The organism is Bradyrhizobium shewense, assembly GCF_900094605.1.
GTDB classification, from domain to species: domain Bacteria; phylum Pseudomonadota; class Alphaproteobacteria; order Rhizobiales; family Xanthobacteraceae; genus Bradyrhizobium; species Bradyrhizobium shewense.
Genome location: NZ_FMAI01000002.1, coordinates 366078 through 382134, shown reverse-complemented (window position 1 = coordinate 382134; position 16057 = coordinate 366078). Strand labels below are relative to the sequence as shown.

The window sequence follows — 16057 nt, the reverse complement described above, 5'->3', positions numbered from 1 at the left end:
CGCCAACAGTCGCGATGACTCGATCCCAAGGTATCGGCGACACCTTGGTCTGATTGAGGCGGAGCATGTGTGCGACCAATTTTGGCTGATGAGTTGTGGCCGCTCGATAAGCACCCGCGGGATCGGAACGACTAACGCGTCGTCCGGATGGTCGCGCGCCGGTGCGATGCGTTGAAGCGCGCAATTCTCCACATACCGCGGTTCAGACCGCGGTCGATATTGCGATTGGACCGGGAGAGAACGATGAATGAATTCAAACTGCTGATCGACGGCAAGTTGGTGGCTGGTGCAGCAACGCTCGACATCATCAACCCGGCCAACGAGGAACTGCTTGCGGTTGCTCCACGGGCTGATATCGCGCAGCTCGAAGAAGCGATTGCTGCTGCGAAAGAGGCGTTCCCCGCATGGTCAGCCAAGCCGGTTCGAGAGCGCGGCGCTCTTCTTGGGAGAGTGGCAGATGCGCTCGAAGCGCGAAAAGACGAGTTCACACGATTGCTGACCTTGGAGCAGGGCAAGCCACTCTCCGAAGCGGCATGGGAGATCACGTTCTCCACAGACATCATTCGCTATCACGCGGAGCTCGATCTGCCGGATGAAGTGTTGAAGGACAATGCGACGCAGAAGGTCGTGCGTCAGCGCATGCCGCTTGGTGTGGTCGCAGCGATCGTGCCATGGAACTTCCCCGTTATTCTGCTGGTGCTCAAACTGGCGCCGGCGCTGCTCGCCGGGAACACGGTGGTCGCGAAGCCGGCGCCGACCACGCCACTTACGACGCTTCTATTCGGCGAAATCTGCAAGCAGATTCTGCCGGCGGGTACCCTCAACATCATCGTGGATGACAATGATCTAGGTGGGGCGTTATCGAGTCACCCCGATGTGGCGAAAGTTGCCTTCACTGGCTCGACCACGACCGGGAAGAAGGTAATGAGCGGCGCAACAAGCACCCTGAAGCGGTTGACCTTGGAGCTGGGTGGCAACGACGCCGCGATCGTGCTTGATGACGTCGACCCGGTCGAAGTAGCTCCCAAATTGTTTGTCGCCGCCATGATGAACGCCGGGCAGCTCTGCCTCGGAGCTAAGCGCATCTACGTTCATGATTCACAGTATGATCGGATCTGCGAGGAACTCGCTCGCCTCGCGCGCGAATGGGTAGTCGATGACGGATTGAAGCAGGGGACGCAGATGGGCCCGCTGCAGAACAAGGCGCAGTTCGAGAAGGTGAAGGGCTTCCTGGAGGATGCCGAACGGAACGGCAAGATCGTTGCGGGCGGCGAAGTACTCGGACGCAAGGGCTATTTCATTCAACCGACCATCGTCCGGGACATCGCGGACGATGCGCGACTGGTCACCGAAGAGCAGTTCGGCCCGGTCGTCCCGGTGCTGCGCTACTCTGCAGTTGATGACGCGATTGCTCGTGCCAACAACTCAGAGTATGGGCTCGCCGGAACGGTTTGGGGCAAGGATCTCGATCGGGCGTTCTACGTAGCAGCTAAAATCGAAACCGGGACTGTCTGGATCAACAAGTTTCTCGACGTGTCGCCCGATATTCCCTTTGGTGGCGCCAAGCAATCAGGCGTCGGCGAAGAATTGGGACGAGAAGGCCTCGAGGCGTACACTCAAGCCAAGATCATCAATATGGCGAAGTAGCGCTCGGGAATCCGCCTGACATGCGAAGAGTTGTGCGCGTCTCAAATGCGGAATGTCTGGCATCGCGGGAACTTATTCTGACCCATGGGGGAAATTCACCCCGGATCATAGGAATGGAGCGATTGCGTTCTCATCGCTGGATGCATCGGAGAGAAAGCGCACAGCGGGTAGTCGCTGTTAAGACGCATTTTGGTTCAGGAGTAAAAATGATGGGTTATAGGATATTCCTCGCGGGTGCATCAGGGGCCATCGGTAGGCGCCTGACGCCGCTCCTGCGCAGCGCGGGCCATTACGTTTGCGGTAGCACCAGGTCAGAAGCGAATGTCAACACACTGCGGTCGCTCGGGGCGGATCCGATCGTGGTCGACGTCTTCGACGCATCAGCTCTATCACGTGTCGTTGCATCGGCACGCCCGGATGTCGTGATCCATCAGCTCACCGATCTCCCGAAGGACCTCAATCCACGTGAGATGGGAGCAGCGATCGTTCGTACCGCCCGCATCCGTAGTGAAGGTACGCGCAATCTCGTCAGGGCGGCGATCGCGGGTGGCGCCCGCCGGATGGTGGCACAAAGCATCGCGTGGGCCTACGCGCCTGGGCTCCAGCCGCACGCGGAGACGGACGCGCTCGATGCTGGGGCCGACGGAGAGAGCGGTATCAACCTGCAAGGGGTGATTGCCCTGGAGGATCTCATCTTGAAATCGCCGCCGCTCGAGGGAGTCGTCCTTCGCTATGGCCAGCTTTATGGTCCCGGAACCGCTTCGGACCGACCGTCGAATTCTGCGCCGGTTCATGTAGATGCAGCGGCCTATGCCGTTCTGCTCGCCATCGACCGCGGCGACTCGGGCATCTATAACATTGCGCAATCCAACAAATACGCGTCAACCGAGAAGGCACGCGTGCAGCTAGGTTGGACTCCTGATTTTCGTCTTCCGGCTTGACGATTTCGAGCGCGGTTCAGCTAACCAATCGGTGTTGTTTAAGTGCTCTGTCGTTTTCCAGCGTATCCATTTAAGGCATTGGTCCCGAGCCGACCTCACGAGTTTTGTCACTGAGGACCGCTTATGGCCCTTCTGAGACATGCGGGGGCCGGCCAAGCGTCCGGTCTGCGCCAAGAGCGGCCTTCCCTTGACCTGAGTAGTGGGCTCAACAAGCTCCGGCCGTTTTGCATACGGAGATGCGCTATTCACCGACGCGATTTATTTCGGAAACAGCTTGTCTCGAATGTATCGCGAGGTTGGCGTCAGCTTGAGCCCGCGCGGCTTTCGCCAAGCCGCCCTATCGATCTCCCTCTTGTCGCCGATCTTCAATGGACCTGAAACTTTCTTGGTCAGGAAGATCGCGTCGCTCATCCTTCGGCCGGATCGACTGTTCTTGCCGTTGACCTCCTTCCACAGCCTCAAGTCGCCCAGTCTTAGTTTGGGCAGCTCCTCCGTGATCTCGCGCTGGAGACACTTTCGCTCGCTCTCGCCGGCCCGCTTCCGACCGCCCGGAAACATCCAGCGCTTGTCGCGCCGCCGTCTGACCAGGAGCACCCTGCCCTTCCTCGCCACAACAAGCTTTGATGACTTAGCCATCCGCTATCACGCAAGTTCAATCGCAACAGGTTGATGATCGGAAGCATCGGTTGCCTCATTGACCGCGATGCTGCGCACGCGACTGACCAGATCCTCCGTGACGAAGATGAAGTCGCGACAATCCTGCCCGTCGGCCCATTGCACGCGATCGTAGATGCCGCATGTCGGCGCTCGCGGGCGATCAAGACGATTGGCGGTCCACGCATCCCGATAATTCAAGCCGGGCCGGCCGGCGCGGTCGATCAGGGCATGCTGGGGATCGGCGACGTCGAAATTGAAATCGCCGCACATCAGGCTCGCCGCAGCGACGGTCTGGCTTCCATATGGCTCATCGTGCCGGGAGCTGGCCTGCCTAGGGCTCCCCGATGCATCCTGCTGCAGGTCGAGCAGCCGCGTGATCTGCGCCTGACGCTGATCGGCCGAATGAAACTCGAGATGCGTGTTGACGATGCGGATCGCGCCAAACGAGGCTTGAACCGTCACCTCAAGAGCGTGACGGCGCATGCTGCGCACCCCACCCGCGCCCGGAAACGGCAACAAATGATTGGCGATCTGCAACACCGGCAATCGAGACAGCGTCATGTTGCCGAAGCAATGGAGGCTGCCCGCGCGATCCATCGTCTCGATCGCCGGCCGGAATATCGCGGAGTAACCGGGCAGCAGGGCTGCGAGCTGAGCGCTCTGATCCGCGCCATCGCCAAATCTCGAGAAATTGGCGCTCACCTCCTGGAAGCAGAACACGTCCGCATCGAGCGTCTGCCTGGCGACGGCAACGATTCTGGACAGATCGGTGACGCCGTCGCATCCCTTGCCGCACTGTATGTTCCAGGTAAGAAGTCGCATTAGCGGATACCTGCGCGCATAAATGACTGAACGAACTGACGCTGAAACAGCAGGAATGCGATCAGCAGCGGCGCCATCGTCATCACCGTCGCCGCCGTGATCACCGACCAATCCACGCCGGTTTCAGGTGCGCCGAACACGGCGAGCCCAACCGTGAGCGGCCGCGCTTCCACTGAATTCGTGACGATCAGCGGCCACAGGAAGTTGTTCCAGTGATAACTGACGGAGACGAGACCGAAGGCGACGTAGGTGGGCCGGGCCAAGGGCACATAGACCCGCCAAAGGATGACCAGCGGGCCTGCTCCCTCGACCCGGGCCGCTTCGACCAGCTCCTGAGGCACGCTCTTGAAAGTCTGCCGCAACAGGAAGATACCAAAGGCGCTCGCCAGATAAGGCAGCGCGATGGCAGGAATCGTATCGAGCAAGCCAAGCTTGGCGATCGCGCGGTAGTTCTCGACGATGAGAACGTCGGGCATGATCATGAGCTGGAGCAGCACGAGGGCAAACGCAATGCCGCTGCCCCGGAATCTGAAGCGCGCAAAAGCATAGGCGGCCAGCGTAGACAGGATCAGCTGGCCGACCAGAATGAACGTCACCAGCACAACCGTGTTGAGGTAGTACCGGCCGAACGGCGCCTGCTTCCAGGCCCGGGCAAAATTCTCCAGCGTCCAGGGCGCGGACAGGCTGAACGACGTGGCATAGGCCGCCGGATGCAGCGCGCTCCAGAAGGCATAGGCCAAGGGGGCGAGCCAGATCAAAGCCAGGAGCCACGCTGCGACGGCCTCGACGGGGTGTGTCCGGCCTCTCATTGGTAGTGGATCCTGCGATCGAGATAGCCGAACTTGAGCAGCGCAATCGCGCTCAGCAGCGTGAGAAGCACGACTGTCAGCGTTGCCGCGTAGGAGGAGTCCTGAAACGTGAAGGCAACCTCGTAAATGTAATAGAGCAGCAGCGTGCTGGCGTTGTTCGGACCGCCCTTTGTCATGATGACCAGATGGTCCACCAGCTTGAACGAGTTGATGACGGCGTTGATGGCCACGAACAGCGTGGTCGGCATCAACAGCGGGAACGTGATGCGGCGGAACGTGTACCACCGGCTCGCGCCCTCGATGGAAGCGGCTTCATCGAGGTCCGGCGAGAGCTGTTGCAGCGCCGCCAGATAGAAAATCATGAAGAAACCGGCTTCCTTCCAGATCACCATCACGATCAGGCAGCCCATCACCGTCGAGGGATCGCCGAGCCAGTTCCAGCCGCCGAGGCCGAACAGCCCGCGCAGCTGATCGAGCGCGCCGTAATCCGGCGTGTAGAAGAACAGCCAGATGTTGGCGACGGCGATCATCGGCAGCACCGTCGGCGTGAAGTACGCCAGCCGCAGAAAGCCGCGGCCGCGCATGTTGCGATTGACCCAGACCGCCATGATCAGGGCGAGCGCGATCGACGTCGGGATCGTGCCGAGTGCGAACCAGAAATTGTTGACCAGCGCCTTCCAGAAGATCGGATCGGCCGCCATGGCACCGTAGCTGTCCGTCCCGACGAAGACCTCGCTGCCGTTCCGCTTAGTGATGAACAGCGAATGCCGAATCGTCGCCAGGATCGGCCAGTGCGTGAAGGCAACCAGCAGGACCGCCGCCGGCAACAGCAGCAGCCACGCATTCACGGCATTCCACCACGCCTGCGACCGGGCGCGGCGTTCGGGGATTGGCGATGAGGCGGCGAGATCGGTCATCCTGGAGCCGGCGGGACCCCGCCACGTCCCTTACCTTGCGATTACTTGGCGGCGCGCAGCACGCGGTCGGACTGCGCCTGCGCGGCGGCCAGCGCTTCCTGCGGCTTCTGCGAGCCCGTGACCGCGGCCTGCACGGCATCATTCACGAACTTGTAGATGCGGCCGTTTTCGTGGACGGACAGCTCCGGCACGGCATGCTCGAGCTGATCGCGCGCGACGGTCGCCTGCGGGAAGCCCTTGGCGTAGTCTTCCATCGCCTTGGTCTTGTAGGCGGCCGGCGACACCGCGACGTAGCCGGTCTTCATGCTCCATTCCGCCGCACGCTCGGGCGCCGTCATCCACTGGATGAACTTGACGGCGGCCTTCTGCTGCTCGGCCGAAGCGTTCTTGAAGATGTAGAAGCTGCCGCCGCCGGTCGGCGATCCCCGCCGCTCCCTGGCCGGCAGCATGGCCACGCCGAACCGGAATTTTGCGGCGTCCTTGACGGCCGTGAGGTTACCCGTCGTGTGCCACATCATCGCCGTCTTGCCTTCGAGGAAGTCGGTGCGGAGCGTCGCCCAGTCGATGCTGCCGGTCGGCATGATGTTGTGCTTGCGCGAGAGGTCGACCCAGTAGTCGAGCGCGCCGACCGTCTTCGGCGCGGTCAGATAGACCTCCGTTCCGGCCTCGTTCATCATCTTCTGGCCGTTCTCGATGGCGAGCGCCTGCAGCATCCAGTAGCCGTAGCCGGTCGTCGGGATCTCGACGCCCCAACGTGTCGTGTTGGCGCCCTCCTTCTTGACCAGCTTCTTCGACATCTCGACCATTTCGTCCCAGGACGCCGGCGCCTTCTCGGGATCGAGGCCGGCTTCCTTGAAGGCGTCCTTGTTCCAGTACAGCACGATGGTCGAACGCTGGAACGGGATGCTCCAGGTCTTGCCGTCGACCTGGCCGTTGGCCATGAACGCGGGATAGAATTCCTTGAACCAGGCCTTGTCGCTGACGAGGTCATCAAACGGAACGATGGCGCTCTCGTCCATCAGCGTGAAGACGTCGGTCGACAGCAGGACCGACAGTTGCGGCGGCTGTCCGCCCTTCATGGCGGTCATCGCCTTGGTCATCGTGTCCGTGTAGTTGCCGGCATAGACTGCCGTTACCTTGACGTCCGGATTGTCCTTCTCGAAACGTGAGACCATGTCGTCGATGATCTTGGTGACGGGACCGCCGACCGCGACCGGATAGTACATGGTCAGATCCACCGCGGCAGCGGGACGTGCCCCCATCGAGAGCACGGCAAGTGCGGCGGCTATCAACATCGTACGTCGCGCAAACATCTCTCTCTCCCTCTGTAATCCGCCGAGCGCCTGAAACCACCGCTGCTATCCAGCGGAGGTCGCCAGCCGGCCCTCCCTGGCTGAAGTCTCCAATCGGCATTCCGTCGCCGGATCGAAGCGATGCTCGTGACCGGCCTCCCAGGCCAGGCGAACATCCTCGCCGGGCTGAACCTTGCTGAACCCGTCGAGCCGCACCGAGATCGGCTGGCCGTCGATGTCGCACAACACGATGCTGTCGGCCCCGAGATGCTCGACGGCCTTGACCCGCGCCGCATGATCGCCACCGGTCACGACGCGAATGTGCTCCGGCCGGATGCCGATCAGATGATCGCCCTGACGCACCAGGTTCATCGGCGGTGTGCCGATGAAACGCGCCGTAAACGCCGTCGCCGGCCTGTTGTAGAGCTCTTCCGGCGAGCCGTTCTGCTCGATACGGCCATCGCGCATCAGGACGACGCGGTCCGCCATCGTCATGGCTTCGGTCTGATCGTGGGTCACGTAGACCATCGTCATGCCAAGGCGCTGCTGCAACGCGCGGATTTCCGTTCGCATCTCGTGCCGCAGCTTGGCGTCTAGGTTGGACAGCGGCTCGTCCATGAGACAGACCCGCGCCTCGGCGATGATGGCGCGTCCCAGCGCGACGCGCTGGCGCTGCCCTCCCGACAATTGCGACGGCTTGCGATCGAGCAGATGCGCGAGACCAACGATGTCGGCGACGCGACGAAGCCGGGCGTCGCGTTCGGCGCGCGACACCCGCCGCACGCGCAGGCCGAAAATGATGTTCTCGGCCACGCTCAAATGCGGGAACAGCGCATAGGATTGGAAGACCATGGAGATCTTCCGCTCCGCCGGCGACAGGCGGGTCACGTCCACGCCGCCGATAGTGATCGTGCCGGCATCGGCCTCCTCGAGACCGGCGATCAGCCGCAACGTGGTCGACTTGCCGCAGCCGGACGGCCCCAACAGCACCAGCAGCGAGCCCTCGTCCGCCGTCAGACTGATGTCATCGACGGCGCGCATCGCGCCCCACGACTTGGAGACATGATTCAGCGTAATCGCCGACATGGCCGGTTCGCTCTCAGCATGATGCAGCTACGCTGATGGCGGCTCGCTCCAACGGAGCAGCACAGTGCCGGTCAAAGACCAGTACATGCGTCCTCCCTCGAGCCACGCTCATTCATCGGCGTAGCGACTATTATGTTCATATGAACATGGCGTGACACCATATGAAACACAAAATTGCGTCCTGGCCGTTCAAATGATACTTTTGTCGTGAACGGAGGTCTCATGGCCAGGAGCGCCACGACACGTCAGGTCCACATACTGGAGATCGTGCGCGAGCAAGGCTTCGCTTCCATCGAGCAGCTTGCGGCGCGTTTCGAGGTGACCCAGCAGACCATCCGCCGCCTTGTGAATGCGCTCTGCGACCAGGGATTGCTTCGGCGCGTGCATGGTGGAGTCAGCCTCCCCGTCCAGAATCAGAACCTCGCCTACAGCAGCAGACACAGGCTGAACGCCGAAGCCAAGCGGCGGATCGCGCATGCGACCGCCAAACTCATTCCCGACGGGACGTCGCTGATGATCGGGCTCGGCACGACGCCTGAATATGTCGCACAGGCACTTTCCCGTCGACGGGGTCTGCGGGTGATCACCAACAGCCTGAACGTGGCCGCAGCCTTCTCGCATAATCCGGACGTGGAGATCACCATCGCCGGCGGCACGCTGCGGCCGCTCGACCGCGACATCATTGGCGAGGCCGCCGTGCATTTCTTCTCGGGATTTCGCGCCGACTTCGGAATCTTCGGCGTCGGCGGCGTCGATGCGGACGGCTCGCTACTCGACTTCCATGTCGATGAAGTCAAGGCACGCCAATCCATCGCCGCCAATTCACGAACGTCCGTGCTCGTGGCGGACATCACCAAATTCGGGCGCAATGCAACGGTTCGCGGCGGCCACCTCGACGAGTGCCACCATCTCGTTATCGACGACCGATTGCCGGCAGCGTTCGAGCTGAGCGCTCAGCGATATAGCGGCCAGATCCATACGGCCGGCGACGCTCGAGCAGATTTCGAACTCCTCGGCGACATATAGCCGTCAACTGCATCTCATCGCTGCTCGCCCCGATCGCGCCTCCAGGAGGCGAGGTCCGGGGTCGTTCCACGCTCCGCGCCCAAACGGCCGGAGGACACCCAATTTGTCGCGGTTGACTTGTTATAACTTTTGGCCAAATGTCCTAACTAACCGGAAGTATAAATCCGGATTTTCGGGAGGACCGCATGCCGTCATTCACGCCGACGCGACGAACGCTACTCAAGACCGGAACCGCCGCCGCCGCTTTCGCGACCCTTGGCCCGGCCTTTCTCCGGCAAGCTGCCGCGCAGGACGCCGACCTCGCGCCCTACAAATCCGCTCAGATCGACTGGCAGCAGGTTTCCGGCGAGAGCATCACGGTCGCCGTGATCCCGGCGAGCTATTTCGAAAACCTCATTGCACTGGCGCCGCAGTTCAAGGCGCTCACCGGCATCGACGTCCGCTTCGAGAAGATTCCGCCGGCGCAGATCCGGCAGAAGAGCGTCATCGACCTGACCTCGAAGACCGGGACCTACGCAACCCATGCCGCGGACCCCATGTATTACGCGCTCTATGCCGCGAACAAATGGGTCGAGCCGCTCGACACTTACCTCGCCGACAAGTCGCTGACCGACCCGGCCTGGTTCAAGTTCGACGACATCATCCCGGCATGGCGCAGCGCCAACGGCATCGACGGCAAGCTCTACGGCATGCCCTATGACGGTGAAGTCACCATTCAGGTCTATCGCAAGGATCTCTATGACGCGAAAGGCCTGAAGCCGGCCGACACGCTAGAGGCCTACATGTCCAATGCCGCGGCGTTGAACACACCGAACGATCGCGTCTGGGGCGCAGCGCTGCGCGGCGTCGCCGGTGCCGGCCAGAACATGTACATCTATCCGTCGATCTTCCGCGAGTTCGGCGGCGACTGGATGAAGGGCGGCAAGCTCACCGTCAATGGCCCCGAGGCCGAGGCGGCGCTCGCCTGGTACGTCGACATCATGAAGAAATACGCGCCGACCGCGGCGGCGAACTGGAACTGGCCCGACATCGCCGATGCCTTCTCGCAAGGCACCGTCGCCAGCTACATCGACGCGCATTCGTCGGCTTCGGTCATCAACAACCCTGAGAAGTCCAAGGTGATCGGCAAGGTCGCCTATGCCCGCTGGCCCAAGGGGCCCTCGGGCAAGCGCACCACGTCGATCTGGAACTGGGGCTTTCCGATCAATTCCGCGCTGCCGGAGAAGAAGCGGAAAGCGACCTGGCTGTTCATCCAGTGGGCCGCGAGCGCCGAGACCCAGGCGCGCACCGCGCACAAGTTCGCCGGTCCCACCAAGCGCTCGGGCGTCAACCGCACCTCGGTCTGGAAGGACCCCGACTACATCAAGCTGATGAATGGGTTTGGCGAGAACTTCGTCGAGGCCACGATGAGTGCCCTGCAGGAGGACACCGACGTCGACTGGCGTCCGCGCGTGCCGCAATGGCCGGCGATTGGCGACACCATGGCGACCGCGATCCAGTCGGCCCTCTCCGGCCAGGCCACGATCAAGGCCGCACTGGACGATGCGCAGCGCCGCATCGAACCGATGATGCGCGGCTGAACCATGGCGACGACAGCGGTGACATCGGCCGGGATCGCGAGCGAGGCGCCTCGCAGCGATTTCGGCCGCGTCCTGGCGCAGCGCGAACGCCGGTTTGCAGCGGCCCTGCTTGCACCGGCGTTTCTTGCGCTGCTCGCCACGACAACGTTTCCGCTGCTCTTCCTGGTCTATACCAGCGCATTCCGGATGGACCTGGCGATGCCGTTCACCAACGGCTTCGTCGGATTCGAGAACTACCAGGTGCTCCTCTCCGACGAGCGCTTCTGGACCTCGCTGCTGGTGAGCCTCGTCTATACCGGCTCGACCGTCGCGCTGCAGGTCATCATTGGCCTCGCGCTCGCCTTGCTGGTCATGGACATGAAGCGCGGCCAGGGCTGGTTCAGGGTCATCGCCATCCTACCTGTGGTCCTTTCCCCGGCTGTGGTCGGCATGATCTGGCGTACCTTCATGCTGGCACCGGAATTCGGCATCGTCGACTTCCTCGCGATAAATGCAGGGCTCGGCAGCAAGAACTGGCTCGGCGATCCCACGCTTGCGATGGTCTCGGTGATCGCGATCCACACCTGGCAGTGGACGCCGTTCGCGTTCATGGTGCTGCTGGCCTCGCTGGCCTCCTTGCCCGAGGACATCTACGAGGCCGCGCGGCTCGACCGCGCCTCGGCCTGGCAGCGCTTCCGCCGCATTACCCTGCCCCTGCTGCGCCCGGCGATCGTGATGGTCGTCATCATGCGGACGATGGTGGCGCTGACCGCGTTCGCGGCGATCTTCACCGTCACTGCCGGCGGCCCCGGCACCGCGACCGAGATCCTCAATCTCTATGCCTACCGGAAATCCTTCACCGAGCTGTCGATCGGCTACGGCTCGGCGCTCGCCGCCGCGCTCCTGGTCGTGACCATCATCATCTCCGGCATCCTGTTTGCGATGCGGAGGGCGAAATGACCGCAAAGCGCCTCCGCATCATCGCCCTGCTCGCGATTTCCACGGTCTTCCTGCTCGCCTGGGCGTTCCCGATCGTCTGGAGCGTGCTGAATTCGCTCAAGACCGATTCCGACGTGCTGGCCTATCCGCCCAAGCTGGTGTTCACGCCGACGTGGGAAGCCTATCGCGACGTGTTGTTCGGCTCGGGATCGATCCTGCCGAACCTGCTCTCCAGCGTCATCATCTCCGTCGGCACCACCGTGGTCACCATGCTGATGGCGGTGCCCGCGGCCTATGCGCTGGCGCGCCTGCGCTTTCGCGGCAAGAAGTTTGCGGGCTTCTACGTGCTGGCCACGCAGATGCTGCCGCCGGTCGGCATCATCATCCCGTACTTCCTGGTGCTGCGGAACATCGGCTGGATCGACACCTATCAGGGCATCATCCTGATCTACCTGTCGTTCTCCCTGCCCTTCGCGATCTGGCTGCTGGTCTCCTATTTCGAGGACATTCCTTTCGAGATGGAGGAAGCCGCCTATCTCGACGGCGCCAGCCGATTGAAGACGCTGTGGCGGATCATCATTCCGCAAGTCCGTGGTGGCATCGCCGTGACAATCGTGTTCGTGTTCCTCAATGCGTGGAACGAATTCCTGTTCGCCGTCGTGCTCAGCGGCAACACGGTGCGTCCGGTCACGGTCGCCATGTTCAATTTCGTCTCCGTCGAGCAGACGCTGTGGGCCAAGCTCGCCGCGGTCTCGGTTCTCGCCATGCTTCCCGTCGTCGTCCTCGGCGTGGTCGCGCAGAAGCATATCGTGAAGGGCCTGACGGTCGGTGCAGTCAAGGGCGGAGGACGCCGATGAGCGGCCAGGGTCAGGTCAGTTTTCGCAACATCGTCAAGATGCACGGCGAGTTCGCCGCTCTGAAGGGCGTCAATTTCGACATCAAGCCGGGCGAGTTCTTCGCGCTGCTCGGCCCGTCCGGCTCGGGCAAGAGCACGACGCTGCGCATCCTCGCAGGCCTCGATGCGCCGACCGCCGGCCGTGTTCTGATCGACGACAAGGACGTCACCTCGACCGATGCGCGGGACCGCGACATCGCCATGGTATTCCAGAGCTACGCGCTCTACCCGCACATGACGGTGGCCGAGAACATCGCCTTCCCGCTGGAGATGGCCAAACTGCCGAAGGCCGAGATCACGCCCGCCGTGAAGGATGCGGCGCGCAAGGTGAAGATCGACCATTTGCTCGATCGCAAGCCGGGCCAGCTCTCGGGCGGCCAGCAGCAGCGCTGCGCGCTGGCCCGCGCCATCGTGCGCAAGGCGCGCCTGTTTCTGCTCGACGAGCCGCTCTCGAACCTCGATGCAAAGCTGCGGCTGGAAACCCGCGCCGAGTTGAAGAAGCTGCAGCGCTCGCTCGGCGTCACCGCGGTCTACGTCACCCACGACCAGGAAGAGGCCATGACGCTTGCGGACCGCATGGCGGTGTTCATGTCGGGCGAGATCCAGCAGGTCGGTACGCCCGGAGAGGTCTTCGCCCGTCCGAACTCGATCGACATTGCCGGCTTCATCGGCAATCCCCCGATGAACCTCGTTCCCGCCCGCTACGTGGACGGCGACGTCATCATCGCGGGCCATCGCCTCAAGACGACGGCCACGATCCCAGGTGAGCGCGATGTGGTGGTCGGGCTCCGGCCCGGCGCCCTGCGCATGGCGGAGGGGGGCCTCGGTGCCCGCGTCGATCTGATCGAGGATCTCGGCGATACCGCCGTGCTCGATCTCGACTGCGCCGGCACCATGATCCGCATGCGCGTCGCCGACGGCAACATTCCCGGCGAGGGCGACACGATCTCGATCACGGCCCGACCGCAAGACATTCATCTGTTCGATCCAGCAACACGCATGCGACTCTGACACCATGGCTATTCAAACACGCAAGAAGAAGCCCGCGCCGCTCGGCAGCGATGTCGTTGCGGAGGGATCGACGCCCCTGCATATCCAGATCCGTGAATCCATTCGCAGCCAGGTGCGCGACGGCAAGTTGATCGACGAGACCGGCCGCCTGATGACCGAGGCCGAGCTCGGCCGCCATTTTGGCGTCAGCCGCATCACCATCCGCAACGCCATAGCCCCCCTCGTGAACGAAGGCATGTTCGACCGCTCGCGCGGCCGCGGCACCTTCCTGCGCTCGAACCAGCCCGAGAACTGGGTCGGCCACCTCATGGGCTTTTCGGAAACCATCCGCGACGCCGGCTACCAGGCCGGCGCCACGATCCTGCAGCAGGGCATGACCAACCGGCAGGACGCCGCCGTTCGCGAGCAGCTGCGCGAGCGCGCCGTCTGGCAGCTCCGGCGCTTGCGGCTCGCGGACGACACGCCGATCGCCATCGAGCACGCCTTTTATCCCCCGGATATCGGTCTCGAGCTCGAGAAGCGCGACCTGATCTCGATCATCATGTACCGCGTCTTCGAGGACGAGCTTGGCCTCGCCATCAAGGACGCCGAGCAGACCATCAGCGCCGACCTCGCCGACGCCGGTAGCGCCAAGCTGCTGGGGGTGAAGGTTGGATCGCCCCTGCTCTCCATCGAGCGCGTCACCTTCGGCAAGGACGGACGGGCGCTCGAGCTGCTGCGGGCCGTGTACTTGCCGAAATATTTCCGCCTCAGCATCAGCCTGACGCGCCGCCACTAGCAACGCCACACGTCAATATGAGGATACAAACATGCCGAATGGCGCAAAGACCCCCGATAGCCCCAACATCCTGCTCATCCTCAACGACGACATGGGCTTTTCGGACATCGGCTGTTACGGCGGCGAGATCCAGACGCCGAACCTCGATCGGCTCGCGGCCAATGGCTTGCGCTATTCGCAGTTCTACAACACCGCACGCTGCAGCCCCTCACGAGCCTCGCTGCTCACCGGCCTTCATCCGCACCAGACCGGCATCGGCATCCTCACCTACAGCAACGGCCCCGAAGGCTACGCCGGCAATCTGAACAAGAGCTGCGTGACGATCGCCGAAGCCCTGAAGAGCAGGAACTACACGTCCTACCTCAGCGGCAAATGGCACATTGCCAGCAGCCTGACCGAGCCGACCGATGCATGGCCGATGCAGCGCGGCTTCGACCACTTCTACGGCACCATCATCGGCGCCGGCAGCTTCTACCATCCCAACACGCTCACCCGCGGCAACGACAATATCGAGCACGAGGCGGAGAAGGAGCCGTCGTTCTTCTACACCGACGCGATCAGCGATCAGGCCGCGGCCTTCATCCGCCAGCACAAGGCGGAAAAGCCCGACGCCCCGTTCTTCCAGTATGTCGCCTACACGGCGCCGCACTGGCCGCTCCACGCCCATGACGAGGATATTGCAAAGTACAAGGGCCGCTTCGATGCGGGCTGGGACAGGCTGCGCGAGGAGCGCCTCAAGCGCCTCGTCGACGACGGCATCATCCATCCCAACTGGCGTCTGACCGATCGCGATCCGACCCAGCCGCCGTGGACCGACGCGGAGCAGCGCGAATGGACGCTGCGCTGCATGGAGGTCTACGCGGCCCAGATCGACCGCATGGACCAGGGCATCGGCCGCATCCTGAGGGCGCTGGACGAGACCGGCCAGATGGACAACACGCTGATCATCTTCCTCTCCGACAACGGCGCCTGCGCCGAGGACATTCCGGAAGGCGTCACGGCAAAGGAGCTGGTCGACCAGCTCATGATCGCACAGGCGAAGACGCGCGACGGCAGACCGGTGCGCTTCGGCAATGACTCGACCCTGATGCCCGGCACCGAGGATACCTACCAGAGCTACGGCACTGCCTGGGCCAACCTCTCCAACACGCCGTTCCGTCTCTACAAGCACTGGATTCACGAAGGCGGCATCGCAACCCCGTTCATCGTGCACTGGCCGCGGGGTATCTCCGAGAAAGGCGGTCTGCGGCACAATCCAAGCCAGCTCACGGACGTGATGGCGACCATCCTCGACGTCGCCGGTGCCACCTATCCCAAGGAGTACAACGGCAACGCCATTCTGCCCTGCGAGGGCGAGAGCCTGGTGCCGTCCTTTGCGTCGGCCTATGGCAACCGTGGCCCGCTGTTCTGGGAGCACGAGGGCAATGCGGCCGTGCGCGTCGGCAAGTGGAAGCTGGTCCGGAAATATCCCGGCCCGTGGGAGCTCTACGACATGGAGACCGATCGCACCGAGATGAACGATCTGGCCGCACAGTACCCTGATCGCGTCAAGGAGATGACGGCGCAGTATCAGCAATGGGCCAATCGCTGCGGCGTGATCCCGCGCGAGAAGATCCTCGAGCTGATGAAAGCGGAAGGCGGCACCGCCTTCTGGGAGGAAGAGAAGCAGAAATAGGAC

Annotated in this window: 15 protein-coding genes; 9 read left to right on the top strand and 6 right to left on the bottom strand. The window is 62.7% G+C overall.

Annotated elements, in window-relative coordinates; all coding sequences use genetic code 11:
• The first annotated feature begins 243 nt into the window (after nt 1-243).
• Nucleotides 244-1647: an aldehyde dehydrogenase family protein gene (locus GA0061098_RS05975; protein ID WP_091954694.1), complete on the top strand. Its 1404-nt coding sequence runs from the start codon at nt 244-246 to the stop codon at nt 1645-1647.
• A gap of 206 nt (nt 1648-1853) precedes the next feature.
• Nucleotides 1854-2588 (top strand): NAD-dependent epimerase/dehydratase family protein, encoded by a 735-nt coding sequence (locus GA0061098_RS05970; protein ID WP_347337519.1) that lies wholly within the window; start codon nt 1854-1856, stop codon nt 2586-2588.
• 258 nt (nt 2589-2846) lie between these two features.
• Here GA0061098_RS05970 and GA0061098_RS05965 read toward each other — a convergent pair whose 3' ends face one another.
• The 6 genes from GA0061098_RS05965 to GA0061098_RS05940 form a co-directional block, all read right to left on the bottom strand.
• Nucleotides 2847-3224, bottom strand: coding sequence for an NUDIX hydrolase (locus tag GA0061098_RS05965; protein ID WP_091954691.1), 378 nt, complete (start codon nt 3222-3224; stop codon nt 2847-2849).
• Nucleotides 3225-3230: 6 nt separating this feature from the next.
• A complete protein-coding gene (locus GA0061098_RS05960) occupies nt 3231-4178 on the bottom strand; it encodes an endonuclease/exonuclease/phosphatase family protein (RefSeq protein ID WP_245323171.1) in 948 nt (315 codons plus the stop codon).
• On the bottom strand, nt 4067-4876 hold the full coding sequence (locus GA0061098_RS05955; RefSeq protein WP_091954685.1) for a carbohydrate ABC transporter permease: 810 nt from the start codon (nt 4874-4876) through the stop codon (nt 4067-4069). The genes GA0061098_RS05960 and GA0061098_RS05955 overlap by 112 nt, the downstream gene beginning before the upstream one ends.
• Complete coding sequence (locus GA0061098_RS05950) at nt 4873-5793, bottom strand: carbohydrate ABC transporter permease (RefSeq protein ID WP_091954682.1); 921 nt, start codon at nt 5791-5793, stop codon at nt 4873-4875. Before GA0061098_RS05950 ends, GA0061098_RS05955 begins: the two co-directional genes overlap by 4 nt.
• A 41-nt stretch (nt 5794-5834) precedes the next feature.
• Entirely contained in the window at nt 5835-7088 is a 1254-nt protein-coding gene (locus tag GA0061098_RS05945) for an ABC transporter substrate-binding protein (protein ID WP_091954679.1), read from the bottom strand.
• A 63-nt stretch (nt 7089-7151) separates the two neighbouring features.
• The gene (locus GA0061098_RS05940; protein WP_091954676.1) at nt 7152-8171 is read right to left on the bottom strand and encodes an ABC transporter ATP-binding protein; all 1020 of its coding nucleotides are present in this window, start codon (nt 8169-8171) and stop codon (nt 7152-7154) included.
• Between the two features lie 222 nt (nt 8172-8393).
• On the opposite strand from GA0061098_RS05940, the gene GA0061098_RS05935 reads away from it, so the two are divergent.
• From GA0061098_RS05935 to GA0061098_RS05905, 7 genes are all read left to right on the top strand, one after another.
• Nucleotides 8394-9197 carry a DeoR/GlpR family DNA-binding transcription regulator gene (locus tag GA0061098_RS05935; RefSeq protein ID WP_091954673.1) on the top strand — a complete coding sequence of 268 codons (804 nt, stop codon included), beginning with the start codon at nt 8394-8396 and terminating at the stop codon, nt 9195-9197.
• A 185-nt stretch (nt 9198-9382) separates the two neighbouring features.
• Nucleotides 9383-10777 (top strand): ABC transporter substrate-binding protein, encoded by a 1395-nt coding sequence (locus GA0061098_RS05930; RefSeq protein ID WP_091954670.1) that lies wholly within the window; start codon nt 9383-9385, stop codon nt 10775-10777.
• 3 nt (nt 10778-10780) lie between these two features.
• On the top strand, nt 10781-11716 hold the full coding sequence (locus tag GA0061098_RS05925; protein ID WP_091954667.1) for a carbohydrate ABC transporter permease: 936 nt from the start codon (nt 10781-10783) through the stop codon (nt 11714-11716).
• Entirely contained in the window at nt 11713-12552 is an 840-nt protein-coding gene (locus GA0061098_RS05920; protein ID WP_091954664.1) for a carbohydrate ABC transporter permease, read from the top strand. Before GA0061098_RS05925 ends, GA0061098_RS05920 begins: the two co-directional genes overlap by 4 nt.
• A complete protein-coding gene (locus GA0061098_RS05915; RefSeq protein ID WP_091954661.1) occupies nt 12549-13601 on the top strand; it encodes an ABC transporter ATP-binding protein in 1053 nt (350 codons plus the stop codon). Before GA0061098_RS05920 ends, GA0061098_RS05915 begins: the two co-directional genes overlap by 4 nt.
• Nucleotides 13602-13605: 4 nt before the next feature.
• A complete protein-coding gene (locus GA0061098_RS05910; RefSeq protein ID WP_091954658.1) occupies nt 13606-14379 on the top strand; it encodes a GntR family transcriptional regulator in 774 nt (257 codons plus the stop codon).
• Nucleotides 14380-14410: 31 nt separating this feature from the next.
• Entirely contained in the window at nt 14411-16054 is a 1644-nt protein-coding gene (locus GA0061098_RS05905; RefSeq protein WP_091954655.1) for an arylsulfatase, read from the top strand.
• Nucleotides 16055-16057: the final 3 nt, after the last annotated feature.

Coding starts and splice junctions, on each gene's coding strand:
- GA0061098_RS05925 (WP_091954667.1), top strand. CDS start 10,781: ATGGCGACGACAGCGGTGACATCGGCCGGGATCGCGAGCGAGGCGCCT.
- GA0061098_RS05905 (WP_091954655.1), top strand. CDS start 14,411: ATGCCGAATGGCGCAAAGACCCCCGATAGCCCCAACATCCTGCTCATC.
- GA0061098_RS05965 (WP_091954691.1), bottom strand. CDS start 3,224: ATGGCTAAGTCATCAAAGCTTGTTGTGGCGAGGAAGGGCAGGGTGCTC.
- GA0061098_RS05950 (WP_091954682.1), bottom strand. CDS start 5,793: ATGACCGATCTCGCCGCCTCATCGCCAATCCCCGAACGCCGCGCCCGG.
- GA0061098_RS05915 (WP_091954661.1), top strand. CDS start 12,549: ATGAGCGGCCAGGGTCAGGTCAGTTTTCGCAACATCGTCAAGATGCAC.
- GA0061098_RS05940 (WP_091954676.1), bottom strand. CDS start 8,171: ATGTCGGCGATTACGCTGAATCATGTCTCCAAGTCGTGGGGCGCGATG.
- GA0061098_RS05975 (WP_091954694.1), top strand. CDS start 244: ATGAATGAATTCAAACTGCTGATCGACGGCAAGTTGGTGGCTGGTGCA.
- GA0061098_RS05930 (WP_091954670.1), top strand. CDS start 9,383: ATGCCGTCATTCACGCCGACGCGACGAACGCTACTCAAGACCGGAACC.
- GA0061098_RS05955 (WP_091954685.1), bottom strand. CDS start 4,876: ATGAGAGGCCGGACACACCCCGTCGAGGCCGTCGCAGCGTGGCTCCTG.
- GA0061098_RS05920 (WP_091954664.1), top strand. CDS start 11,713: ATGACCGCAAAGCGCCTCCGCATCATCGCCCTGCTCGCGATTTCCACG.
- GA0061098_RS05945 (WP_091954679.1), bottom strand. CDS start 7,088: ATGTTGATAGCCGCCGCACTTGCCGTGCTCTCGATGGGGGCACGTCCC.
- GA0061098_RS05910 (WP_091954658.1), top strand. CDS start 13,606: ATGGCTATTCAAACACGCAAGAAGAAGCCCGCGCCGCTCGGCAGCGAT.
- GA0061098_RS05935 (WP_091954673.1), top strand. CDS start 8,394: ATGGCCAGGAGCGCCACGACACGTCAGGTCCACATACTGGAGATCGTG.
- GA0061098_RS05970 (WP_347337519.1), top strand. CDS start 1,854: ATGATGGGTTATAGGATATTCCTCGCGGGTGCATCAGGGGCCATCGGT.